This is a genomic window from Agrobacterium bohemicum (assembly GCF_002896715.1).
GTDB lineage: Bacteria > Pseudomonadota > Alphaproteobacteria > Rhizobiales > Rhizobiaceae > Agrobacterium > Agrobacterium bohemicum.
In genome coordinates, this window is sequence record NZ_PGEL01000028.1 from 130,343 (window position 1) to 154,206 (window position 23,864).

Below are 23,864 nucleotides of genomic sequence, written 5' to 3' on the forward strand. Positions count from 1 at the left end.
CAAGCGCACCACAAGACCGCAAAGTCAGCGTTTTCTCATTGTGCATGGCGCGTAACCCGCAGCGTGCAACCGCCCTGCCACCATGCCTATCNTTTCGGGTATGTGGTGGATGTGCTCCACGTTGACAGCCTTCGCCACCGCAATGGCCGCAGCCGCACACACGACGGCGTCTTCCGCCGCATTATGGTGCACGAAACGCAGTTGCAGATGGTGGGCGATGATGTTGAGTTTGTGCGAGGGCAGCGAGGGCCAGACGCGCTGCGACATCTTCACACTGCACAAGTAGGAAAGCTGCGGATAGCTCTGCCGATACTTGTCGAAACTCGCCCGCATGACACTGAAATCGAAAGCGGCATTATGCGCAATCATCGTCGCGTCCCGNAAATCCTCGATGAACTCGTCCATCACTTCAGGAAATTCCGGTGCGTCTTCCACGTCAACAGGTTTGATGCCGTGAATGGCAACATTAAACGGCGAAAACCGCATATCCCTGGGGCGGATCAACCGCTCTTCCACCCGCACGATCCGGCCGTTTTCGATCCACGCCAGCCCCACGGAACAGGCACTACCCCGCTCCTCATTGGCTGTTTCGAAATCGATGGCGATGGNTTTCAAAGGTGATTCCCGCTTGCTACTCGCTCGACATAAAGGAAAACACCACGAAAATGAACCGCCTGCCGGAATCGGGTGGTAACGCGCTATTGCCCGAATTACACAAAGGCGGAACCGATGTGGCAAGGGGGCATCCGACGTGGCCGTACATAAACAGATGAACGCAACCGAATGGGCGCTGCTCGTTGCACTTTCGGTCCTGTGGGGCGGATCGTTCTTTTTCGTCGGCATCGCTGTCAAGGAACTGCCGCCCGTGACCATCGTCACGCTGCGCGTCTCCATCGCCGCGCTGGCGCTGCTCACCGTCTGTCGCTTCATGGGTTACCGATGGCCAACGAACCGCGATGTCCTTCGCGCTTTCTTTGGCATGGGTCTGCTCAACAATATCATCCCCTTCTGCCTCATCGTCTNGGGCCAGACCCATATTGCCAGCGGCGTTGCCTCCATTCTCAATGCAACAACCCCGCTTTTCACTGTCATCGTCGCCCACATGCTGACGGTGGATGAAAAACTGACCATCAACAAGCTAACCGGGATCATCATCGGCTTTGCCGGGGTCGCAACCATGATAGGCCCCGAAGCACTCACCGGTGAAAGCTCCAGCCTCTGGGGCCAACTCGCTATTCTCGGCGCAGCGATCTCCTACGCCTTCGCCGGAATTTTCGGCCGCCGCTTCAAGGCCATGGGCGTACCACCACTGGTTACCGCGACCGGGCAAATTTCTGCGTCCACCATCATGCTCATCCCTTTGGCCCTCGTCATCGACCAGCCATGGTCGCTCGCCGTGCCAAGCGGTGAAGTCTGGGCCGCACTCCTCGGCATAGCACTCCTGTCCACAGCACTCGCCTACCTGATTTTCTTCCGCATTCTCGCTTCCGCAGGCGCTACAAACCTCGCCCTCGTCACCTTCCTCATCCCCGTCAGCGCCATTCTGCTTGGCTCCCTCGTGCTGGGAGAACAGCTGGAAGCAAAACACCTCCTCGGCATGGCCATGATCGCCGGCGGCCTGGTGGCCATTGATGGGCGGGTGTTTCGCAGGAAACATGTCCGGTAACGGTTTGTGATGCCGGGAGCAGGCTTATGCCGGTCAAATGACGTGTGTGATGACCTTGACAGTCAGGATCGTGCCTTTAGACGTCCCCGCAGGCTAGGCGGAAGGAAACGAACATGAAGACATTGGCGCTGATATCATCATTTGTTGGCAAGACATTTGCCGCCTGGGTCGTGTTGTTCGCGTTCCTCGGCTTCTTCTTCCCAGACACGTTTAAGCAGATCGGCCCCTGGATCGTTACGCTCTTGTCCATCATCATGTTCGGCATGGGCCTCACTCTTTCTCTGGATGACTTCAGGGAGGTCGTAAAGCGTCCTTTCGACGTGACAATTGGCGTTCTGGGACAGTTTCTCATCATGCCACTGCTTGCAGTGCTGCTGACACGTTTGATCCCCATGCCACCCGAAGTTGCCGCCGGGGTGATCCTTGTTGGCTGCTGCCCGGGCGGTACGTCCTCGAATGTCATGACCTATCTTTCCAAAGGCGATGTCGCACTCTCGGTCGCCTGCACCTCGGTCACCACCATCGCTGCTCCCATCATCACACCATTCCTTGTGTGGATGTTTGCAAGCCAGTATCTGCCAGTGGATGGCTGGGCGATGTTTATGAGCATCATCAAGGTCGTACTCGTGCCGCTTGCGCTCGGGGCAGCCCTTCAGAAGCTACTGCCAGCCTTCGTTAAAGCTGCCGTTCCTGCCTTGCCATTGGTGAGCGTCATCGGCATCGTACTTATCGTATCAGCCGTGGTTGGCGCGTCCAAGGCATCGATTGTGCAGTCCGGCCTGATGATCTTCGCTGTCGTCATCCTGCACAATGGGCTTGGTTATCTGCTGGGCTTTTTCGCCGCAAAAGCCTGTGGTTTGACGCTTGCAAAGCGCAAGGCAATTGCCATCGAAGTCGGCATGCAGAATTCCGGACTTGGAGCTGCTCTGGCCACGGCATACTTCTCGCCGCTGGCAGCCGTACCAAGCGCCATTTTCAGCGTTTGGCACAACATCTCCGGTGCGCTGCTGGCCAATTGGTTTGCCGGGCGCTCAGACGATGTGAAGGCTGATGGTTGAACCAACAGGTTTGAGCCNTTTTCAGCTGAAACGACAGTTGACCTACCCCGCAATCAGCGCCAGCCACTCATCCTCATCCATGGTCTGCACGCCAAGTTCGCGGGCCTTGTCGAGTTTTGAGCCAGCACCCGGCCCTGCCACCACGTAGTCGGTCTTTTTGGAAACGGAGCCGGCTACCTTGGCACCCAAGCTTTCGGCACGGGCCTTTGCCTCGTCGCGGGTGAATTTCACCAGCGAGCCAGTAAAGACCACCGTCTTGCCAGCGACGGGACTTCCTTCCGTCGTCGGCTTTTCAGCTTCCTTCGGACGAAGCTCTTTCATCAGCCGGTCGATAACGTCGAGATTACGCGGCTCCTTGTAGAATTCAACGATGGCGCGCGCCATCACTTCACCGATGCCCTCGACGCTGTTGAGCTCGGCCCAGGCATCGCCGGTCAAATCAGCGGCGGCTTTCATGGCGTCTTCGAAATGCTCATAGGTGCCGTAGGTGCGCGCCAGAAGTTTTCCCGTCGTTTCCCCCACATGGCGAATGCCCAGTGCGAAGATCAGGCGATGCAGGTCGATCTCGCGGCGCGCATCGATGGCATCGAACAGCTTTTTGACGCTGGNTTTGCCGAATCCATCGATGTTTTCCAGTTTGGTAAGATGGGACTCTTCCTGACGCNTTTTCAGAGTGNAAATCTGGGGTGCGGTCCTGATAGACAGTGCCGGGTCTTCGCTCTCGAAGAAGAAATCGATCTGCTTCGTGCCGAGACCTTCGATGTCGAAGGCATTGCGCGACACGAAATGCTTGAGATGCTCTTTCGCCTGCGCGGAACAGGCAAATCCGCCCGTGCAACGGGTAACGGAATCGAGCTTGCCGGTTTTCTCATTGCGCTCGCGCACCGCGTGACTGCCGCAAACCGGGCACTGTTTTGGAAATTCGTAAGGCTGCGAACCGCCATCGCGCTTTTCCAGAAGAACATCCAGCACCTGCGGAATGACATCCCCTGCGCGCTGGACGATGACGGTATCGCCGACGCGGATATCATGGCCCTCTGGCCGAATACGCTCGCCATTATTGCCGATGCCTTCGATGTAATCGGCATTGTGCAGCGTCGCGTTTGTCACGACCACGCCGCCGACCGTGATCGGCGTCAGACGCGCAACCGGCGTCAAGGCGCCGGTGCGACCCACCTGTATCTCGATCTTTTCAACGGTCGTGAATGCCTGCTCCGCCGGAAACTTGTGCGCGGTTGCCCAGCGCGGACTGCGGGAACGGAAGCCGAGCCTTTCCTGCAAATCGAGCCGGTCCACCTTGTAAACAACGCCGTCGATATCGTAATCGAGATCCGGCCTTGCTATGCCGATTTCCTGATAATGTTCAATCAGTTGCTGGCCGGATGTGAATCGCTTCATGAACGGGTTTACCGGAAATCCCCATTCCCTGAACTTTTCCACGATTCCGAATTGCGTGTCTGCAAGACGCACCGGCTGACCGTCATCGGAAACCTCGCCCAGTGCATAGGCNAAAAAGCGCAGCTTGCGCCTGGCCGTCACATTCGCATCCAGTTGCCGTAGCGAACCGGACGCCGTGTTGCGCGGATTGACATAGGTCTGCTTGCCATCGGCTTCCATCTGCGCGTTCAGCGCCAGAAAATCGCTCTTGGCCATGTAGACCTCGCCGCGCACTTCCACCACATCAGGCACGCCCTTCGGCAGGCTGTTCGGGATTTCCTTGATGGTCAGAATATTGGCCGTTACATTCTCGCCGGTGGTGCCATCGCCACGGGTGGCCGCCGTTTTCAGCTTGCCGTTCTCGTAGCGAATCGACATCGAAAGACCGTCGATCTTCGGCTCGGCCGTAAAGGCAATCGAATCATCCGGCAGGTTGCCCAGGAAGCGGTAGACCGATGCCACGAAATCGCGCACGTCATCATCGGAAAAGGCGTTGTCCAGAGACAGCATAGGCCGGGCGTGCACGATGGGCGCGAATGTTGCCAGCGGCGCGAAACCGACTTTCTTGGACGGACTGTCCGCCCTGACGAGATCAGGGAATGCCGCCTCTATAGCGTCGTTGCGGCGCTTCAGCGCATCATAGTCAGCGTCCGAGACCTCCGGCGCATCCTTGCCATGATAGAGCGCATCATGCCGCGCAAGCTCGGCAGCCAGAAAGGCAAGCTCGGCAGACGCCTCAAGCTCGGACAGTTTTTCCACCGGGGTTTGATCTTGGGACATGGAGCAGGCCTCTTGCATGAACAGAATTCGTTTTTAACGAAGGTGAGACAGTTTTCAACGTCCGGCATTGCGGTAATCTGNAAATCACGACTGAATCAAACGGGGGAATATCCATATGGACATGATGACGCTCATCGCCTTCGCCGCCACCTTCTTTGTTTTCGCGGCCAGCCCCGGTCCCGATAATATGACCATCGTTGCCCGCACCATCACCCATGGCGCGGCATCCGGCCTCGCCTATGGCGCAGGTACAGTCGCGGGCATCCTGANTTTCCTGACACTCGCCGCTTTCGGCCTGTCCATTCTTGCCGCCGAGATGGGGACACTGATGACCATCCTGCGCTACGCCGGTGCGGCCTATCTGATCTGGATGGGTATCAAATTGTGGACGGCAGAGCCGGTTGTGCCGAAACTGCAAGCGGTGAAAGAACGCGGAAATCTGTTTTCGATTTTCGCAACAGGGATGGCACTCAACCTCGGCAATCCGAAAATGCCGCTGTTTTATGTCGCTCTTCTGCCGAACGTCGTAGGATCATCGTTGACCGTCGATCATCTGGCCGCGCTGGCTGGCGTCATTCTCTTTGTGGAAGCCATCGTCATCGGTGGCCATGTCGCGCTTGCGGTGCGCGCCCGCGGTTTGCTGCGTTCGCCCAAGATCGTCCGCCGGGTCAATCGCACGGCTGGTGGCGTCATGATCGGCTCCGGCGTTGCAGTCGCGGTCAGCCGTTAGTCCTTGGCCGCCAGCAAACGTGCCGCCGCCGCCCTCGCCTCATCCGTGACAGACGCACCGGCCAGCATGCGGGCGATTTCCTCGGTGCGGTGTTCCGGCTGCATGGTGGTGACGCGCGTGGCAATGCGCTCGGTGCCATCGCCGGATGGTCCCTTGGAGATGAGCAAGTGCGTGGCAGCACGGGCTGCGACCTGCGGCGCGTGGGTCACGGACAGAACCTGCACGGNTTTCGACAGACGTCTCAGCCGCTGGCCGATGGCATCTGCCACGGCCCCGCCGACGCCCGTGTCGATTTCATCGAAGACCAGCGTGGGTGCGGACCCACGATCAGCAAGCGCGACCTTCAGCGCCAGCAGGAACCGCGAAAGCTCGCCGCCTGACGCCACTTTCATGATCGGGCCGGGGCGCGTGCCGGGGTTGGTCTGAACATGGAATTCCACGACATCGATGCCATCAGCCGTACCCAAAGCCGCATCGCTGCTGACTTCCACGGTGAAGCGCGCGCGCTCCAGCTTCAACGCTGGAAGCTCCGCCATCACAGCTTCGGAAAGCGCCGACGCTGCCTTGTGGCGTTTTTCTGAGAGTGACAGGGCAGCCCGGTCAAAATCCGTTTTCACCACACCCAGATGCTTTTCCAGCTGGGCAAGCTTTTCCTCGCCCGCGTCCAGATCGGCAAGATCGGCAACCATGCGCTCGGCCAGCGCCGGAAGCTCGGTGACGGGAACGGAATATTTGCGGGCGGCCGCACGTAAGCCAAACAGACGCTCCTCGACGCGCTCCAGTTCACGCGGATCGAACTCGGTGCGCCGCAGCGCCGCCTCAACTTCCATCTGCGCATTGGAAAGACTGTCGAGTGCCGCATCCAGCAACTGCACCGTCTCTTCCAGCAGGCCCGGCGCTTCGTGGCTCTTGCGCTCCAGACGGCGCATCATAGATGCAATGACGGGTACAGGCGAAGCATTACCATTCAGAAAATCGCTCGCCTCGGCGATGTCACCGGCAATGCGCTCGGACTTCTGCATCACGGCGCGGCGCTCGGCCAACTCGTCTTCTTCGCCATCCATCGGCGCCAGAATCTCGAGCTCTTCGACGGAGGAGCGCAGATAATCCGCCTCGCGGGCGGCGGCCTCCACCTTGGCACGGTGAACCTTCAGGCCACGCTCGGCGTCTTTCCATGTTCGGTACAGCGACTGAACGGACACGACCTCGTCCGTCAAACCGGCAAAGGCGTCCAGAAGGGTGCGATGCGCATTGGTATCGACAAGCGCACGATCATCATGCTGACCGTGGATTTCGACCATATGCTGACCAAGCTGGCGCATCAGTTGAACGGAAACGGCCTGATCGTTGACATAGGCCTTGGTGCGGCCATCGGCGGATTGCACACGACGAAAAATCAGATCGCCATCGTCATCCAACCCATTATCGCGCAGCAGCACACGGGCGGGATGATCCATCCCCACTTCGAAGGTGGCGGTAACCTGCCCCTTGTCTTCGCCATGGCGCACAAGGCCACCATCGCCACGCCCGCCAAGTGCGAGCGACAGACTATCGAGAAGAATGGATTTGCCAGCGCCCGTTTCGCCGGTCAGCACAGAAAGGCCGGCCTCGAACCCTAGGTCGAGCCGTTCGATCAGAACGATGTCGCGGATCGATAGCTGGACCAACATGTCTTATGCTCTGCTCTCAGGCACCCACGANTTTTTTGCCAGCGCGGGAAATCCAGGATTCCTTGTTTTCGCGTGGCTCAAGCCCCTGCCCCTTCAGCAGCTTGTACGAATCACCGTACCACTGGCTGTCAGGATAATTGTTGCCGAGAACCGCAGCCGCCGTTTGCGCCTCGTCCACCAGACCCATGGCATAATAGGCTTCTGTCAGACGTGCGAGAGCTTCTTCGATCTGGTTGGTGTTCTGATACTGCTCAACGACGATGCGGAAGCGCGATACGGCAGCAAGATATTCCTTGCGCTCAAGATAGTAACGGCCAACCTGCATTTCGCGGCCAGCAAGCTGGTCACGCGCAAAGCGGATTTTCGCCTGCGCATCCGGCACATATTCGGAGGTCGGATAATCGGTTACGACCTTGTTCATCGCTTCGATCGTGCGCTGTGCAGCGCGCTGATCCTGCGTCACGTCGGCAATCTGCTTGGAATAGGCAAGACCGATCATGTATTGAACGTAGGCGGCATCCTTGGCGCGTGGGTATTGCTTGAGGAAGCGCGCGCCGGAAGCGATCGCCACCTCGTTCTTGTTCTGACGTGTGGCGATGAAGGTGTTCATCACGAGAGCCTTCTGGCCCCATTCCGTGAAAGGATACTGCTTATCGATCGCCGAGAACTTGCGACCGGCTTCGGTCATGTTTCCAGCATTCATGTTGGCAAGGCCCTGCTTGTAAAGCACATCCGGCGGATCGGTCTCGACGCCGAGTTTGGTGATGTCGATGTCAGGGTCAGACTGGCAAGACGTTACCAGCGTTCCGGCGCCAATCAGCATCAGCGATACGAGTGCTCCCCGTACCGTTCCATTCATTGCACCAGACACTACACGCTTCATTCGTCAGTTCCCACTTCCGCGTAAATACAGAACATCGGCTTTTCCAAAGGCGTTTCTAGCCATAAAAGCGTCCGCAGGGCAACGCAATGATGACGCAATAACGCATTTTTATGGCGCGGCACCCTGTAGTCGATGATTATATTCGGCCCACATACGAAAAAGCCGCCCTAGTGGACGGCTCTTGTTTCGCTAAACTCTCGATCATGCAGACCAGGGAGCAAACTCAAGCTGCTGGACGGGCACGAACTCGCGCGCACGAACAACCGGGCTGCGCACGGCTGGCGCTTCCACAATTTCATAGGCCGTGGGATCGCTAAGCAGCGCCTTCAACGCATTGGCATTGACCTTGTGACCACCGCGATAGGAGCGGTAGCAACCAATGAACTGAGCGCCAGCAAGGGCCAGATCACCAACCGCATCCAGCGTTTTGTGACGGACGAACTCATCCTTCGCGTAACGCAGACCTTCCATGTTGATGACCGTGCTGTCATCGGAAATGACAACCGAGTTTTCCAACGACGAACCCAGCGCATAACCGGCAGCCCAAAGGCGCTCGACATCACGCATGAAGCCGAATGTCCGGGCACGCGAAAGTTCGTTCTTGAACGTCTCAGGCGTCAGATCGCCCTTCCAGATCTGGCGGCCAATCAACGGCGTGTCGAAATCAATCTCGACTTCAAAGCGCGTACCGTCATAGGGGCGGAACTCGGCCCAGGATGCGGAAGCTTCGATACGAACGGGCTTCACAACGCGAATGTAACGACGCTTCACGCCAAGATTTGTGATGCCGACTGATTCGATGGCTTCGATGAAAGGCATCGAGCTGCCGTCCATGATCGGAACTTCAGGACCATCGACCTCAACGATGAGGTTGTCGATTCCCATGGCGTAGATACCGGCCATGACGTGTTCGACAGTCGAGATGGATTGTGGCAGCGAACGACCGAGCACCGTGCAGAGATCCGTATTGCCGACATTGGCCGAAACAGCCTTCAGTTCGGTGGTGTTGCCATTCTCATGCTGGCGACTGAAGACGATGCCTGTACCTGCTTCCGCAGGCTGAAACGTCATGGAAACCGGGTTGCCCGAGTGAACGCCAATACCCTTGAGCTGAACGGAGTTGGCGATCGTTGTTTGGAAACCGAGCAGTCCGATGGTCATGCGAGTAAAGCCTTTTCGTGTGGACCTGCCCGATATCCCGGCGCGATCCAAATTTCAACCGAGGGAGATGAACGACAGCTGCGCCGCCTCATAACCTCGTTTCACGGTCATACATACGCACAGTCCGGCGCTATCTCAAATCACTGTTGATTTCGTTTTGTAACAGACTCAAAGCTTTGAAAAATCTAAACTAACAGGCACGGATCACGGCCATTTAAGACAGCGATACCCGGGCCTTTCGGACCCGGGTATCGCGTTGATCGAGAATCAGAAGATCAGTTCGACTGACGGCGCAGGAAGGCCGGAATCTCGAGCTGATCGTCATCATGCTGGCTGGCAGACGACGGCGTCTGACGGNCATGATCGTCCAGATTGCCACGACGCGGTGCGTAGAGGCTGGCTTCCTGCGACAGCGGGCGACGCTGCTGAGTGGCCAGGCTTGGCGCGTCCATCATGTCGGATGGAACGGTTTCTTCTTCATCGCGGCGACCAAGCGAATTGGTGATGCGCTTCAGAAGGCCCATTGGGCCACGCTCTTCCGGAACGGCAGAGGCCGGGTGGGCGCGGTGATCCATCTCGGCCTTAACGACCGGAGGGAAATCCTCGACCTTTGGCATGCGGACTGGCTCAGGCGCACGAGCGACTGGAGCGGGCTCATGGTAGACCGGCGCTGGCGCCTGCATGCGAGGAGCAGGTGCTGCCACCTGTTCTGCAGCATGGTAGGCAGGCGCAGGTGCGGTGTGCACCGGTGCTGCGGGGCGAGCAGCAACCGGTGCTTCCGCTGGAGCAGCTGCGAACAACTTGCTCTGAGGACGGAATTCGGCTTCTGCCTGGGCCTGACGAAGCCGCTGTTCAGCAGCCGCCAGTGCCAGTTCGCGTTCCATGTCGGCTTCGCGAATGGTCTGGGCAATAGGATCTACGGTCGTCTTTGGTGCCTGCATGACTGGGGCAGGCTGCACTGCGGCCGGAGCAGAAGCAACGGCCGCGGAAGGACGGATAAGTGGCTTTGCAGCTGCAGCCTGGCGCAGTTCTTCTGCGTTGCGCTCCATCTGGCCAGGAACACGGTCGATGCCGGTGGCAACAACAGACACGCGGATGAGGCCTTCCAGAGCTTCGTCGAATGTCGCGCCGAGGATGATGTTTGCGTCCGGATCGACTTCTTCGCGAATACGGGTCGCGGCTTCGTCGACTTCGAACAGGGTCATGTCGCGACCACCGGTGATGGAGATCAGCAGGCCCTGCGCACCCTTCATCGATGTTTCGTCGAGCAGCGGGTTGGCAATAGCCGCTTCCGCAGCCTGCATCGCACGGCCCTGGCCGGAAGCCTCGCCGGTACCCATCATCGCACGGCCCATTTCGCGCATCACGGAGCGAACGTCGGCGAAGTCGAGGTTGATAAGACCTTCCTTCACCATCAGGTCGGTAATGCAGGCAACGCCCGAGTAGAGAACCTGGTCAGCCATCGCAAATGCATCAGCGAACGTGGTCTTGTCGTTGGCAATACGGAACAGGTTCTGGTTTGGAATGACGATCAGCGTATCGACGGACTTCTGCAGTTCCTCGATGCCCTGTTCGGCCAGACGCATGCGGCGACCGCCTTCGAAGTGGAAAGGCTTGGTCACGACGCCAACCGTCAGAATGCCCTTGTTGCGGGCAGCCTGCGCGACGACGGGAGCAGCACCGGTACCGGTACCGCCACCCATGCCTGCGGTGACGAAGCACATGTGCGTACCGTTCAGGTGGTCGATGATTTCATCGATGCACTCTTCGGCAGCAGCGCGGCCAACTTCTGGCTGCGAACCAGCGCCCAGACCTTCGGTGACATTGACGCCGAGCTGGATGACCCGGTCGGCCTTCGTCATCGTCAGAGCCTGTGCATCCGTGTTGGCAACGACGAAGTCGACGCCCTGAAGACCTGCCGTGATCATGTTGTTAACAGCATTACCGCCGCCACCGCCAACGCCGAAAACAGTGATGCGTGGCTTCAGCTCGGTGATATCCGGCTTTTGCAGCTGTATCGTCATTTTAACATTCCTTCTTTCTCTGGCCGCATCGCCCTGCAGGCCAATTCATATCAACTTCACTCGGTCCCCTGCCCGATGGGCAGGCAGAGGATCAAAAACTTTCCTTCAGCCATTGCCCTACACGGGCTATCCGGCCACTACCTGTTCCGAACGGCGAGAACATTCCGTTCTGCGCCGCATGGATTTCGATGTCCGCGATCTGCGGATAAATCATCAGCCCGCAGGCTGTGGAAAAGGCCGGGCCTTTGGCCGCGACCGGCAGGCCGGACACGCCCATGGGGCGGCCGATGCGAACGTTGCGGGCAAGAATGCGCCGCGCCGTTTCCGGCAGGCCGGTCAACTGACTGGCACCTCCGGTCAGAACCACGCGCTTGCCGACAATCGGGGAAAAACCCGATTTCTGGATGCGGTCGCGGATCAGTTCCAACGTCTCTTCGATGCGAGCCCGAACAATGCGGCTGACGAGAGCACGCGAAACCTGTGAAGGCTGGTCGCGGTCGTCTTCGCCAATCGGTGGCACGGCAATCATGTCGCGGTCGTCGGAACCGTTGGCCAGTGCAGAACCGTGAACAACCTTCAGGCGCTCTGCATCTTCGATACGGGTCGAAAGGCCACGCGCCAGATCGGTGGTGACGTGGTGTCCACCAAGGCCGATGGCATCGGTGTGAACCAGACGGCCCTCGGCNAAAACCGAAATCGTCGTCGTGCCGCCGCCCATGTCGATGGCAGCGCAGCCAAGCTCGACTTCGTCATCCACAAGCGCCGCAAGACCGCTGGCATAAGGTGTCGCAACAATGCCTTCGACCGAAAGATGCGCGCGGTTGATGCACAATTCCAGGTTCTTCAGCGCTGTGCGCTCAGCTGTCACCACATGCATGTCCACGCCCAGAAGGTCGCCGTACATGGACAATGGATCACGAATACCACGCTCGCCATCCAGCGAATAACCGGTTGGCAGGGAATGCAGAATGGCGCGGTCCTGACGCAGAGACTGCTGGCTGGCAGCGATCAGAACCTTGCGCAGGTCGCCCGATTCGACTTCCTGACCGCCCAGATCGATGCTGGCGGTATAGATGTCGCTGGCCAGACGGCCTGCGGAAACGTTAACGATAAGACTGTCGACCGTCAGACCTGCCATGCGCTCGGCGGCATCCACAGCCAGACGAATCACACCTTCCAGCGCATCCAGATCGGCGATGACGCCGGATTTGACACCACGCGAACGCTGGTGGCCAATGCCGATGACTTCGACCTTGTGCGTGCGACCGGGCAACACTTCGGTTTCCTCACGGGGTGTGAGACGACCGATCATGCAGACGACCTTGGTCGAACCGATATCCAGCACGGAAACCACATGGGTGCGCTTGGACGACAAGGGCTTCAGGCGCGGAAGGCCGAAATGGGAAGAACCGAAAAAGCTCATGTGTTCTTCTCCGCGGTCTTGAGCGCTTTGGAGCGAGCTTCGACAGCCTTCTGACGACGCTCGGCAGCACCTTCGGTGAGCTGAACCGTCGTGCGGTCCGACAAGCGCAGATCAACGGCAGCCACATCACGCGAAAGAACTTTTTCTTCCATATCCATGCGCGACAGCAGTTGCAGCGCCTTGGGAACATTCTCTTCCGGCAGCTTTACGACGATGCCGTTATCCAGATGCAGGTCCCAGCGACGTCCGGCAATGCGAACGTAAGCGCGAACGCGGTTGCGGATTTCCGGCCAGTCTGCCAGCTCGTCAACGAAACCGGCAGCGCCCGTTTCGGCATCACGACCAACAAAAAGCGGCAGGCCCGCATATTTGTTGTCACGCAACGGCGCGATCACGCTGCCGCTCTTTTCGATCAGCGAAAGCTCCGTGCCATGCTGCCAGATGCCGAAGGCCTGACGTTCTTTCAGGCGCACTTCGATTGTCTTCGGGTAGANTTTGCGGACATCCACATCCTCGACCCAAGGCAGTTCCGTCAGCTTCTTGCGCGCAGCGTTCACATCGAGCGCGATCAGCGATGTCGCACCATCAAGCCCGAGAAGCTGAAACACATCAATTTCAGAGGTCTGGACGTTGCCGGAAACCTTGACGTCCTCGATCGCAAAACCAGCAGCAGATGTGGTTGCCTGGGCGACAACATCCGTGTGGCCACCCAGCGACATGCCGTAGAGACCGATAACAGAGAAAAATGCGACAGTCGCAAGCGTGCCCGTATGAGCCGGAATATGGACGCGGCCAGTGGCGAGCGATACGCCGAAGCGAAAGCCCTTGCGCAGCGGACGCGGCAGAACCATCCGCTCATCGGCAGAACCCGAGGCGGACTGCCCGCGATTTTTAGCCGCCGANTTTTTACCGTTCATCGCAAACACGATGCGTCCTCCACCATCCACCGGACCAAATCACCAAAGGTGTATCCGGCATGAGCTGCCATTTCGGGCACGAGGGAGGTTGGCGTCATACCCGGCTGGGTGTTGACCTCAAGCCAGATAAGTTCGCCTTCTTCTGAGAAACGGTCGTCGTAGCGGAAGTCCGAACGGCTTACGCCACGGCACCCAATCACCTGATGCGCCATAACCGCCAATGATTGAATTTTTTGGTAAATTTTTGGTGAAATTTCCGCGGGAATGACGTGTTTTGAGCCACCCTTGGCATATTTTGCATCGTAATCGTAAAAGGCGTGACCCACCGGCACGACTTCGGTAACGCCCAAAGCCTCGCCATTCATGACGCCGCAGGTGAATTCACGGCCATGGATGTAACGCTCGACCATGACTTCATCGCCATAGCGCCATTCCGAAGAGCCGATGATCTGCGGCGGGTGTGACTGATCTTCCTGAACCATCACGACGCCGAAGCTCGAACCTTCACGCACAGGCTTCACAACATAGGGCGGCTTCATGGGGTGCTGGTTGCCGATGTCGAAACGACTCATGACCTTTTCAGCAGCAACCGGCATGCCGGATGCGGCGGCGACCTTCTTGGCCAGCGACTTGTTCATGGCCAGCGAAGAGGCCAGCACGCCGGAATGCGTGTATGGAATTTCGAGATATTCGAGAATGCCCTGAATGGTACCATCTTCGCCAAAGGGGCCGTGCAAAGCGTTGAAAACAACGTCTGGCCGCAGCCGAGAAAGCGTGGCGGCAACATCACGGTCCACGTCGACGCGTGTAACCTGAAAGCCCTCACCTTCCAGAGCCGATGCGCAAGCCTCTCCCGATGAGAGGCTGACTGGCCGCTCTGAAGAAAACCCACCCATAAGAACAGCTACGTGCTTGCCGCTCATAAAAACCTCTGACACAAAAATCACTCAGACGAGACCACCGGAGCACCGAACTGCTTTACGATTCGCTCGCCCGCTCCGTTCCAAACACTTAAGCGGCATTAAGGTTAATGAAGTGTTTACTTTCGTTAACCGATGCCACGCCCGATGTAATTTTTGTTAAAGAATCACACGAGGTCCGGATTCCTTCCTTGGAATCAGAGAGTTGCGCGCAATGCAACATGCAGAATTTCAGCTGGGTGAAATAAAACTCTTGCCGGAGCCGAAAGCGGCTCCCTTAAAAGCAAGCTCGATTCGTTAATATCCAGAGATTGTCCCCAAGCTATTTTGGCACTTCAGCAATCGCACCTGACTTGTGGGCTGGACGACCTCCCCGCCTCGTCGTGGAATTCGTCAACAACTCCATATTCGATCTTTTTTGTAATATATTGCGTCCAAGGCGTTCCAAAGGACGGNAAATTGCGTTAACGCACCGCTATCTCTTCCAAGAGTGATAAGTGTTACTTAACAACGGAATCCAAACAATGACCGACGCGATATCTCCCATATCGCCGACCGCTGACAATCCGAACGATGTAAAGACAAATTCGCCTGCACGAGTTCTTACTGCCAGCGTGGTCGGCACGACCATCGAGTTCTTCGATTTCTACGTCTACGCGACTGCCGCAGTGCTCGTGTTTCCGACGCTGTTCTTCCCGAACAACGACCCGATGACGGCGCTTCTGGCATCTTTCGCCACCTTCTCCATCGCCTTCTTCGCCCGCCCGCTGGGTGCCGTGGTCTTCGGCCATTACGGCGACCGCATTGGCCGCAAGACGACACTTGTTGCCGCCCTTCTGACCATGGGCGTTTCCACCGTCATCATCGGCCTGCTGCCGACCTATGAAACCGCAGGCGTTCTCGCGCCGCTGCTTCTGGCGCTGTGCCGTTTCGGTCAGGGCTTCGGTCTCGGCGGTGAATGGGGTGGCGCCGTGCTTCTGGCAACGGAAAACGCCCCTCCCGGCAAGCGCAGCTGGTACGGCATGTTCCCGCAGCTTGGTGCACCTCTCGGCCTGTTCCTGTCATCTGGCGTGTTCTGGATTTTGCTGCACTTCATGTCGCAGGAAGCGCTTTTGAGCTGGGGCTGGCGCATTCCTTTCGTCGCCTCGATCATCCTGATCGCCGTCGGCCTCTGGGTTCGTCTATCGATCACCGAGACCCCGGCCTTCCAGAAGGCCATCGACAAGGAAGAGCGCGTTGCCGTGCCTGTGGCCGAACTCTTCCGCAACCACAAGCGCAGCCTGGCACTCGGCACATTCGTGGCGCTGGCCACTTTCGTCCTGTTCTATATCGGCACCGCGTATCTTCTGTCCTACAACGTCAAGATTCTGAAAATCCCGTTCCTTGACGCCCTGGAAATCCAGATCGTCGGCTCGATCGTCTTCGGCATCTTCATTCCGTTTGCAGGCAAGCTGGCTGAGCGCTTCGGTCGTCGTGAAATCCTGATCCTCACCACGGTGCTGATCGCGGCTTTCTCATTCCTGCTGCCAAGCCTGATGAGCGCTGGTGAAGGCTCGATCTTCGTGTTCGCAGCTCTTTCCATGGCGCTGATGGGCATGACCTATGGCCTGATCGGAACAGCACTCGCGGCCCCCTTCCCGACCACCGTACGCTACACCGGCTCATCCATCACCTTCAACATGGCTGGCATTTTCGGTGCGTCGCTCGCACCCTATATCGCTACATGGCTACAGGTGAACTACGGCATGGCCTATGTCGGCTACTACCTCTGCGCTGCCGCCATCATCACACTGGCCTGCATTCTGATGTCACGCAAAGACGAAGTCTGACGTTTGAATCAAAAGCAAAGAAAAACCCGCGAAGTCATTGGCTTCGCGGGNTTTTTATTGTCTTTAAATATTAATTCACCGGGATAAATTCCCTATGCCCCGNAAAACGGTTCCACCTCACGACCCGGCATGAACAAGCCAAGACGCTTGATTTCCCATTCCAGGCGAATGCCCGCATGTTCGAACACGCGCTTGCGCACCGCTTCGCCGAGATATTCGAGATCATAGCCAGTGGCGTGGCCGGTGTTGATCATGAAATTGCAATGCAGAGACGACATCTGCGCGCCGCCGATGACCATGCCGCGGCCGCCCGCCTCATCGATAAGGCTCCAGGCCGAATGNCCCTCNGGGTTCTTGAACGTCGAACCGCCGGTCTGCTCACGGATAGGCTGAACCGTTTCACGGTGAAGGCGCACCGCATCCATGTCGGCGCGGATTTTCGCGCGATCTTCCGGGTGGCCTTCAAACAGCGCGCCGGTGAAGATCAGGTCCTTCGACGCGTCCGAATGACGATAGCTGTAGCCCATGTCGGCGTTGGAAAGCACATGTTGATTGCCCTTGCGATCGACAGCATAGACTTCCACCACGCGGTCACGCGTTTCGCCGCCATTGGCACCGGCGTTCATGCGAAGCGCGCCGCCAATAGAGCCGGGAATGCCGTAGTAGAAATGGAAACCACCGATGCCGTTATCCATCGCCATGGCAGAGATGTGTTTGTCGGGGCAGATAGCACCGGCCTTGATACGGTTTTCGCCCGCAAGTTCCACCTGGCCGAAGCCCTTGGCGGATAGGCGCACGACCACGCCCGGAATACCGCCATCACGAACCAGCAGGTTGGAGCCGACGCCGACAACAGTCAGCGGCACATCTTCCGGCAGAATTTTGAGGAAAGCAATGAGGTCGTCCACATCATGGGGCTGGAACATCAGTTCCGCCAGACCACCGGCCCTGAACCACGTTACGCGGTCCATTGGACTATCCGGCGTCAAACGTCCCCTGAGCTCATTCACTCCGTTGCCGAGTCTCTCCAGCAACTTTACCCCATCCACCTGTCTCATGCAGACTTTCCTGAAATGCTATCCAATTCCGAGGGCAGCACCGCCGCCCATTGCGTAATATTGCCAGCCCCCAAGAGAACCACGAAATCACCTGGTTTCGCGATAGCTGCGACAGTCTTGGCCAGATCGTCGCGGGAGGAGAGATGGCGAGCATCGCGATGGCCGGCAGCCTTCGTGGCTGAAACAAGCGTCTCGGAGTTCACACCCTCGATTGCATCTTCACCCGCCGCATAGACTGGAGCAAGAAGAATTGTGTCCGCATCGTTGAAACAATGTGCAAAATCTTCAAACAGGCTGGCAAGGCGCGAATAACGATGCGGCTGGTGCACCGCAATGATGCGCCCGCTGCACGCTTCACGCGCCGCCTTCAACACCGCTTTGATCTCGACAGGATGGTGGCCATAATCATCGAACACCTGTACGCCGTTGGATTCGCCCGTCAGCGTGAAGCGGCGCTTGACGCCACCGAAGGAGGCAAGCCCCTTCTTGATGTCTTCGACCGAAATGCCGAGACGATTGGCAACCGCAATTGCCGCCGTCGCATTCGACACGTTGTGACGGCCCGGCATCGGCAGCACGAGATCGGTAAAGGTAAAAATCTTGCCCGTGCGACGACGACGGATTTCCACGTCGAAAATCGATTTGGTCCCGTCGATGCGAACATTGGAAAACCGCACATCGGCCTGCGGGTTTTCACCGTAAGTGATGACCTTGCGGTCCTCGATCTTGCCCACCAGCGTCTGCACTTCGGGATGGTCGATGCACAGCACCCCGAAACCATAGAATGGCACGTTCTCCACAAATTGGCGGAAAGCGGCGCGCACGGCGTCGAAATTGCCGTAATGGTCCAGATGCTCCGGGTCGATATTGGTGATGACGGCAACATCGGCAGGCAGCTTCAGGAAGGTGCCGTCGGATTCGTCGGCCTCAACCACCATCCATTCGCCCTCACCCATGCGCGCATTCGTGCCGTAAGCGTTGATGATGCCGCCATTGATGACGGTGGGATCAAGATTGCCCGCTTCCAGCAGCGTCGCGACCATAGATGTCGTCGTGGTCTTGCCATGCGTGCCGCCAATGGCGATGGCATTGCGAAAGCGCATCAACTCGGCCAGCATCTCGGCACGGCGAACGATCGGCAGGGACTTTTCGCGCGCTGCAATCAGTTCCGGGTTGTTCTTCTTGATGGCGGTCGAAACCACGACAACCTCGGCATCGCCGATATTTTCAGCGGCCTGTCCGATGAAGACCTCGATGCCCTTGTCACGCAGACGCTGCACATTGGCGCTGTCTGCCTGATCGGAGCCCTGAACGCGATGGCCGAGATTGTGCAACACTTCGGCAATGCCGCTCATGCCGATGCCGCCAATTCCGATGAAATGGACAAGACCTATGGCTTTCGGCATCTTCATGGATGCACTCCTTTATTGTTTGTTTTGAATTGCGCAACCGGCTGCGCCCGCGCAATGGCTTCGACCAGATCAGCGAGCGCGCCAGCGGCATTCGGCTTGCCGGTTGCTTTCGCAGCCGCCGCCGTTCTTGCCAGCCGTTCAGGATCATTCATGGCATCGCTGATCAGCGAAGACAATTTCTGCGGTGTCAGGTCAGACTGCTTGATGACGCTTGCGCCGCCAGCAGCCGAAAGGGCTGCTGCATTGGCCGCCTGATCGTGGTCGAGCGCATGCGGATATGGAACCAGAACCGATGGACGACCGATGACGGAGAGTTCGGAAACCGTAGAAGCACCGGAACGGCTGATAACGAGATCAGAACCGGCGATACGCTCTGCCATATCGCCAAAGAACGGCGAGACATCAGCGACGACGCCGAGCTTCTTATAGGACGCGATAACGCTGTCCTTGTCTTCCGGGCGCGCCTGTTGCGTCACCGAGACGCGGCTGCGTTGCTCATTCGGCAGCAGGCAGATAGCCGCGGGAACAGCCGCCGAGNAAAACTGGGCGCCCTGACTTCCACCGAAGACAACGAGTTGAAACGGTTCACCGGCATGGGATGGCGTATAGGCCACATCGGCAGCCGTCAGCACGGCGGGGCGCACGGGGTTGCCCGTCGTCACCGTCTTGTCGGCGTATTGACCCTGCGTCTCGGGCAGAAACCCGCCCGCGATTGCCTTCACACGCTTTGCCAACGCCTTGTTGGCGCGGCCCATGACGGCATTCTGCTCATGGATCAGCGATGGGATGCCAAGCCCCGTAGACGCCAGAAGCGGCGGCACGGTCGGATAGCCACCGAAACCGACAACGGCCACCGGCTTCAGCTTGGTGATCAGGCGGCTGGCGGCACGAAGGCCGGTCCACAGTTTCAGCAGCGCCTTGGCCACAGCGATTGGATTTTTGGAACCGATGGTGGCCGATGGCACGACATGGATTTCGTCGGCAGGAAACTTGCCCGCATAACGTTCGGCGCGGCTGTCGGTCACCAGATGCACGGAATATCCGCGCGCCTTCAACTCGTATGCCAGCGCCTCTGCCGGAAACACATGGCCGCCGGTTCCCCCGGCGGCTAGCAGAACAATACCTTTGCTCATATTTTTACTCCGCAGGAAGGCCTGCATTGACCCGGAAGAAACTGCGCTCCTGCGCACGTTTTTCGGGGCGATGGCGGGTCAGCGCCAGCAGGAAACCGGCCGTCACGCAAATCGCCATCATGGAAGAACCGCCATAGGAAATCAGCGGCAGCGTCATGCCCTTGGCAGGCATCAGTTCCAGATTAACGCCGATATTAATCATCGACTGCATGCCGATCTGTAGCACCAGACCAGCAACTGCAAAGCGGACGAAATCATCCTTTTCCTTGAAGGCGTGGCTTAAGCCACGAAGCACGATGAAGGCGAAGATCGCGACCAGCAGCATGCAGAACAGAATGCCGAACTCTTCCGCCGCGACGGAGAAGATAAAGTCGGTATGGCTGTCGGGAATGATGCGCTTGACGATGCCTTCGCCCGGGCCCTGGCCGAACCAGTTACCACGAATGATGGCTTCGCGGGCTGTATCCACCTGAAACGTGTCACCCTCACCCGTCCAGAAACGGTCGATACGACCGGCAACATGCGGCAGCATCAGATAGGCGGTTACAATGCCGCCGACGCCCAGACCACCCAGCATGATGATCCAGAACCACGGGATACCCGCCATGAAGAACATGCCGCCCCAAACGACCGACGTCAGAATGGTCTGGCCGAAGTCAGGTTGCGCAATCAGAAGCGCCGCCACGATACCGAATGTGATGATGGCAAAGAGATTGCCCGGAATTTCAGGATGACGGGCGCGTTCGGCAAACAGCCACGCGCAGACGATCACGAAAGCAGGCTTCATGAATTCGGATGGCTGGATGGNAAACGAGCCGACGGAAATCCAGCGCCGAGCGCCCTTGACTTCGATGCCGAAAAACAGGGCAAAGATCATCATCAGCAGCGACACGATCAACAGGATGACGGCGACACGGCGCACCTGACGGGGCGACAGGAAAGACAGCCCGAGCATGATCGCCACAGATGGCACCATGAACATGGCCTGGCGCTCCACGAAGAAGAAGCTGTTGAGTCCGATGCGCTCCGCCACCGCCGGAGACGCCGCAAATGACAGCATCAGCCCGATGCCCATCAATGCTATGAACGCGGTCAGGAAGAAACGGTCGATGGTCCAGAACCATTCCGCGACCGGTCCCCGGTCTATACGGCTTACCATCTCTTCAGCCTCCNTTTTCAAACCCAATCAGCATCGTCACACCATCCAGTGCTGCAACATGCGAGACGAACGAATCACCACGTATCTCAAAGTTCTTATATTGGTCGAAGCTTGCGCAAGCCGGGGATAACATCACGACATTGCCATCCCTGCCATCGGCTCGCGCATCCGCTGCCGCATGTTCGACGGCCTTGTCGAGCGTTCCGGCAATTTCGTAAGGCACCGCCTCGCCAAGCGTGGCGGCGAAATCAGGCGCTGCTTCGCCGATAAGATACGCCTTGGCGATATGCGAGAAAAGCGGCGAAAGACTGCTGATACCGCCCGCCTTCGGCAGACCGCCCGCGATCCAGTAGATGCGCTCATAGCTCGACAAGGCAGGTGCTGCCGCATCCGCATTGGTCGCCTTGCTGTCATTGACGAAGGTCACGTTGCCGCGACGGCCAACCGGCTGCATGCGATGTTTGAGACCGGGGAATGAGTTCAGCCCCGCCTTTACCTCGTCTACGGAAACGCCCACCGCAAGGCAGGCGGCAATGGCCGCAGCCGCGTTTTGTGCATTGTGACTGCCGCGCAGCGTCGGAATGCCATCGAGATCGACCAGCAGCGAAGACGTGCCACCCTCGGCTTTCATGATTCGGCTGCCATCGGCATAAAGACCGTCAGCCACCACGTTGCGTTTGGAAATCCGCGACACCTTGACGCCAGCGCGTTCGATGCGATCGGCAATCAGCGTGCAGTAACTGTCATCGACACCAACAACCGCCGTATCGCTGCCCGCGACCAGACGTTCCTTGATATCGGCATAATGCTGCATCGTGCCGTGCCGGTCGAGGTGATCAGGTGTCAGGTTCAGCAGAATGCCAGCCGTCGGGTTCAGCGTCGGCGCGAGGTCGATCTGGTAGGACGAGCATTCGACCACGTAGAAGCGCTGCGCTTTCGGCGGCTCGAGGCTGAGGATCGCAGTACCTATGTTGCCACCCAACTGCGTATCGCGCCCCGACGATGTCAGAATGTGTGCAATCAGCGCCGTCGTCGTGGATTTGCCGTTGGTGCCGGTGATAGCAATNAAAGGGCAATCCGGCGCATGCGCCCGGCGTTCGCGCACGAAAAGTTCGATATCGCCGATCACTTCCACGCCAGCGGCGCGGGCAAGATCGACAGACCAGTGCGGCTTTGGATGCGTCAGCGGCACACCGGGTGCCAGCACGAAAGCCGCCAGCTTCGACCAGTCCAGTGTCCGCAAATCGGCTGTGTGAATGCCCTCGCTTTGCGCCTTGGCAACACTATCGGGATTGTCATCGAATGCCGTGACATCTGCACCGCCAGCCACGAGCGCCCGCGCAGTCACGAGGCCCGAGCCACCCAGACCAAACAGGGCGACCTTTTTATCCGCGAGTGAGGTGACAGGGATCATTCGATTATCTCAGCTTCAACGTGGCGAGACCAAGCATCGCAAGACCGACGGAAATGATCCAGAAGCGGATAACGACCTGGCTTTCCGTCCAGCCCTTCTTTTCGAAATGGTGGTGGATCGGGGCCATCAGGAACACGCGCCTGCCGGTGCGTTTGAACCAGAACACCTGAATGATGACCGACAGCGTTTCCATCACGAACAGGCCGCCGACGATGATCATGACGATCTCGTGCTTGACGGCGACCGCGATGGAGCCGATCAGGCCGCCAAGTGCCAGCGAGCCCGTATCTCCCATGAAGATAGCGGCGGGCGGTGCGTTGAACCACAGGAAGCCAAGACCCGCGCCGATGACGGCACCGACGATGACGGCAAGCTCACCCGTACCAGGCACGAAATTGATCTGGAGATAATTGGCGAAAATCGCGTTACCCACGAGATAGGAAATGACGCCGAAGGTCGCCGCCGCAATCATCACAGGCACGATGGCGAGGCCATCGAGGCCATCCGTCAGGTTGACGGCGTTGCCCGCACCAACGATGACGAATGCGCCGAACAGCACGAAGAAATAGCCGAGATTGACGACGAATTCCTTGAAGAAAGGAAAGGCGATCGAGCTTCCGAGCGTACCGCCATGCGGTGCCGTCGCCAGCGCGATTTCCATCATGAAGAACACGGCAATCGCGGCGATGACGAATTCGATGCCAAGGCGCGCCTTGCCTGAAAAGCCCTTGTCGCTCTGCTTGGTGACCTTCAGATAGTCATCGTAAAAGCCGATAGCCCCGAAGCCGAGCGTCACCATCAGAACGGCAACGACGTAGACGTTGGACAAGTCACCCCACAGCAGCGAACCGCCGAGAATGCCCGCAAGGATCATCAGTCCACCCATGGTGGGCGTACCGGCCTTCTTGAAATGGGTCTGCGGGCCATCGGCACGGATCGGCTGTCCCTTGCCCTGGCGCACACGAAGCGAATTGATGATCGCAGGACCGAACAGGAAGACGATAAGGGCGGAGGTGAACAATGCAGCGCCAGCCCGGAACGTAATGTACCGGAACAGGTTGAAGACTTGAACTTTGTCCGACAGTTCAACGAGCCAGATCAGCATGTTTGCCCTTTCAAAAGGCCGTTAAAGCGGCGGGCAGCAAAACGCGGGTGCCTGCGCCGCTTCAAGNTTTCGTTTCAGCACCGTT

General features: G+C 58.3%; 19 protein-coding genes. 4 read left to right on the forward strand and 15 right to left on the reverse strand.

What is annotated here, in order from left to right; translation table 11 throughout:
- Positions 1–24: 24 nt before the first annotated feature.
- Positions 25–615 carry a 3'-5' exonuclease gene (locus tag CUC55_RS19335; RefSeq protein WP_103088867.1) on the reverse strand — a complete coding sequence of 197 codons (591 nt, stop codon included), beginning with the start codon at positions 613–615 and terminating at the stop codon, positions 25–27.
- Positions 616–769: 154 nt separating this feature from the next.
- On the opposite strand from CUC55_RS19335, the gene CUC55_RS19340 reads away from it, so the two are divergent.
- A complete protein-coding gene (locus tag CUC55_RS19340) occupies positions 770–1,666 on the forward strand; it encodes a DMT family transporter (protein WP_103088868.1) in 897 nt (298 codons plus the stop codon).
- A gap of 113 nt (positions 1,667–1,779) precedes the next feature.
- Entirely contained in the window at positions 1,780–2,724 is a 945-nt protein-coding gene (locus CUC55_RS19345) for a bile acid:sodium symporter family protein (protein WP_067645318.1), read from the forward strand.
- 42 nt (positions 2,725–2,766) lie between these two features.
- Here the strand turns inward: CUC55_RS19345 and ligA are convergent, their stop codons facing one another.
- On the reverse strand, positions 2,767–4,941 hold the full coding sequence (gene ligA, locus CUC55_RS19350) for an NAD-dependent DNA ligase LigA (RefSeq protein WP_103089201.1): 2,175 nt from the start codon (positions 4,939–4,941) through the stop codon (positions 2,767–2,769).
- A 115-nt stretch (positions 4,942–5,056) separates the two neighbouring features.
- Here ligA and CUC55_RS19355 point away from each other — a divergent pair, with 115 nt between their 5' ends.
- The gene (locus tag CUC55_RS19355; RefSeq protein WP_103088869.1) at positions 5,057–5,671 is read left to right on the forward strand and encodes a LysE family translocator; all 615 of its coding nucleotides are present in this window, start codon (positions 5,057–5,059) and stop codon (positions 5,669–5,671) included.
- On the opposite strand, the gene recN is transcribed toward CUC55_RS19355, so the two are convergent.
- The 7 genes from recN to CUC55_RS19390 all read right to left on the reverse strand — a co-directional run bounded on the left by recN (position 5,668) and on the right by CUC55_RS19390 (position 14,672).
- Positions 5,668–7,341: a DNA repair protein RecN gene (gene recN / locus CUC55_RS19360; protein WP_103088870.1), complete on the reverse strand. Its 1,674-nt coding sequence runs from the start codon at positions 7,339–7,341 to the stop codon at positions 5,668–5,670. The genes CUC55_RS19355 and recN overlap by 4 nt on opposite strands.
- A gap of 16 nt (positions 7,342–7,357) precedes the next feature.
- Positions 7,358–8,224 (reverse strand): outer membrane protein assembly factor BamD, encoded by an 867-nt coding sequence (locus CUC55_RS19365; protein ID WP_103088871.1) that lies wholly within the window; start codon positions 8,222–8,224, stop codon positions 7,358–7,360.
- A 201-nt stretch (positions 8,225–8,425) separates the two neighbouring features.
- Positions 8,426–9,385, reverse strand: coding sequence for a UDP-3-O-acyl-N-acetylglucosamine deacetylase (gene lpxC / locus CUC55_RS19370; RefSeq protein ID WP_067645312.1), 960 nt, complete (start codon positions 9,383–9,385; stop codon positions 8,426–8,428).
- A 275-nt stretch (positions 9,386–9,660) separates the two neighbouring features.
- On the reverse strand, positions 9,661–11,409 hold the full coding sequence (gene ftsZ / locus CUC55_RS19375; protein WP_103088872.1) for a cell division protein FtsZ: 1,749 nt from the start codon (positions 11,407–11,409) through the stop codon (positions 9,661–9,663).
- Positions 11,410–11,500: 91 nt separating this feature from the next.
- The gene (ftsA, locus tag CUC55_RS19380; protein ID WP_103088873.1) at positions 11,501–12,832 is read right to left on the reverse strand and encodes a cell division protein FtsA; all 1,332 of its coding nucleotides are present in this window, start codon (positions 12,830–12,832) and stop codon (positions 11,501–11,503) included.
- On the reverse strand, positions 12,829–13,758 hold the full coding sequence (locus CUC55_RS19385; protein WP_425352882.1) for a cell division protein FtsQ/DivIB: 930 nt from the start codon (positions 13,756–13,758) through the stop codon (positions 12,829–12,831). Before CUC55_RS19385 ends, ftsA begins: the two co-directional genes overlap by 4 nt.
- The gene (locus tag CUC55_RS19390) at positions 13,746–14,672 is read right to left on the reverse strand and encodes a D-alanine--D-alanine ligase (protein WP_067645304.1); all 927 of its coding nucleotides are present in this window, start codon (positions 14,670–14,672) and stop codon (positions 13,746–13,748) included. Before CUC55_RS19390 ends, CUC55_RS19385 begins: the two co-directional genes overlap by 13 nt.
- A 521-nt stretch (positions 14,673–15,193) precedes the next feature.
- On the opposite strand from CUC55_RS19390, the gene CUC55_RS19395 reads away from it, so the two are divergent.
- The gene (locus tag CUC55_RS19395; RefSeq protein ID WP_067645302.1) at positions 15,194–16,498 is read left to right on the forward strand and encodes an MFS transporter; all 1,305 of its coding nucleotides are present in this window, start codon (positions 15,194–15,196) and stop codon (positions 16,496–16,498) included.
- A 92-nt stretch (positions 16,499–16,590) separates the two neighbouring features.
- Here the strand turns inward: CUC55_RS19395 and murB are convergent, their stop codons facing one another.
- From murB to mraY, 6 genes are all read right to left on the reverse strand, one after another.
- A complete protein-coding gene (gene murB / locus CUC55_RS19400; protein WP_103088875.1) occupies positions 16,591–17,556 on the reverse strand; it encodes a UDP-N-acetylmuramate dehydrogenase in 966 nt (321 codons plus the stop codon).
- Positions 17,553–18,968, reverse strand: a complete 1,416-nt coding sequence (gene murC, locus CUC55_RS19405) for a UDP-N-acetylmuramate--L-alanine ligase (RefSeq protein ID WP_067645297.1) — start codon at positions 18,966–18,968, stop codon at positions 17,553–17,555. The genes murB and murC overlap by 4 nt, the downstream gene beginning before the upstream one ends.
- The gene (gene murG / locus CUC55_RS19410) at positions 18,965–20,101 is read right to left on the reverse strand and encodes an undecaprenyldiphospho-muramoylpentapeptide beta-N-acetylglucosaminyltransferase (protein ID WP_103088876.1); all 1,137 of its coding nucleotides are present in this window, start codon (positions 20,099–20,101) and stop codon (positions 18,965–18,967) included. The genes murC and murG overlap by 4 nt, the downstream gene beginning before the upstream one ends.
- Positions 20,102–20,105: 4 nt before the next feature.
- Positions 20,106–21,260 (reverse strand): putative lipid II flippase FtsW, encoded by a 1,155-nt coding sequence (ftsW, locus tag CUC55_RS19415; RefSeq protein ID WP_103088877.1) that lies wholly within the window; start codon positions 21,258–21,260, stop codon positions 20,106–20,108.
- A 4-nt stretch (positions 21,261–21,264) separates the two neighbouring features.
- A complete protein-coding gene (murD, locus tag CUC55_RS19420; protein WP_103088878.1) occupies positions 21,265–22,674 on the reverse strand; it encodes a UDP-N-acetylmuramoyl-L-alanine--D-glutamate ligase in 1,410 nt (469 codons plus the stop codon).
- Positions 22,675–22,678: 4 nt separating this feature from the next.
- A complete protein-coding gene (gene mraY, locus CUC55_RS19425) occupies positions 22,679–23,779 on the reverse strand; it encodes a phospho-N-acetylmuramoyl-pentapeptide-transferase (protein WP_067645289.1) in 1,101 nt (366 codons plus the stop codon).
- Positions 23,780–23,864 lie beyond the last annotated feature (85 nt).

What these genes read in the sequence shown, in the direction of transcription:
- CUC55_RS19345 (WP_067645318.1), top strand. Translation starts at nt 1,780, where the DNA reads ATGAAGACATTGGCGCTGATATCATCATTTGTTGGCAAGACATTTGCC.
- lpxC (WP_067645312.1), bottom strand. Translation starts at nt 9,385, where the DNA reads ATGACCATCGGACTGCTCGGTTTCCAAACAACGATCGCCAACTCCGTT.
- CUC55_RS19390 (WP_067645304.1), bottom strand. Translation starts at nt 14,672, where the DNA reads ATGAGCGGCAAGCACGTAGCTGTTCTTATGGGTGGGTTTTCTTCAGAG.
- CUC55_RS19395 (WP_067645302.1), top strand. Translation starts at nt 15,194, where the DNA reads ATGACCGACGCGATATCTCCCATATCGCCGACCGCTGACAATCCGAAC.
- murC (WP_067645297.1), bottom strand. Translation starts at nt 18,968, where the DNA reads ATGAAGATGCCGAAAGCCATAGGTCTTGTCCATTTCATCGGAATTGGC.
- mraY (WP_067645289.1), bottom strand. Translation starts at nt 23,779, where the DNA reads ATGCTGATCTGGCTCGTTGAACTGTCGGACAAAGTTCAAGTCTTCAAC.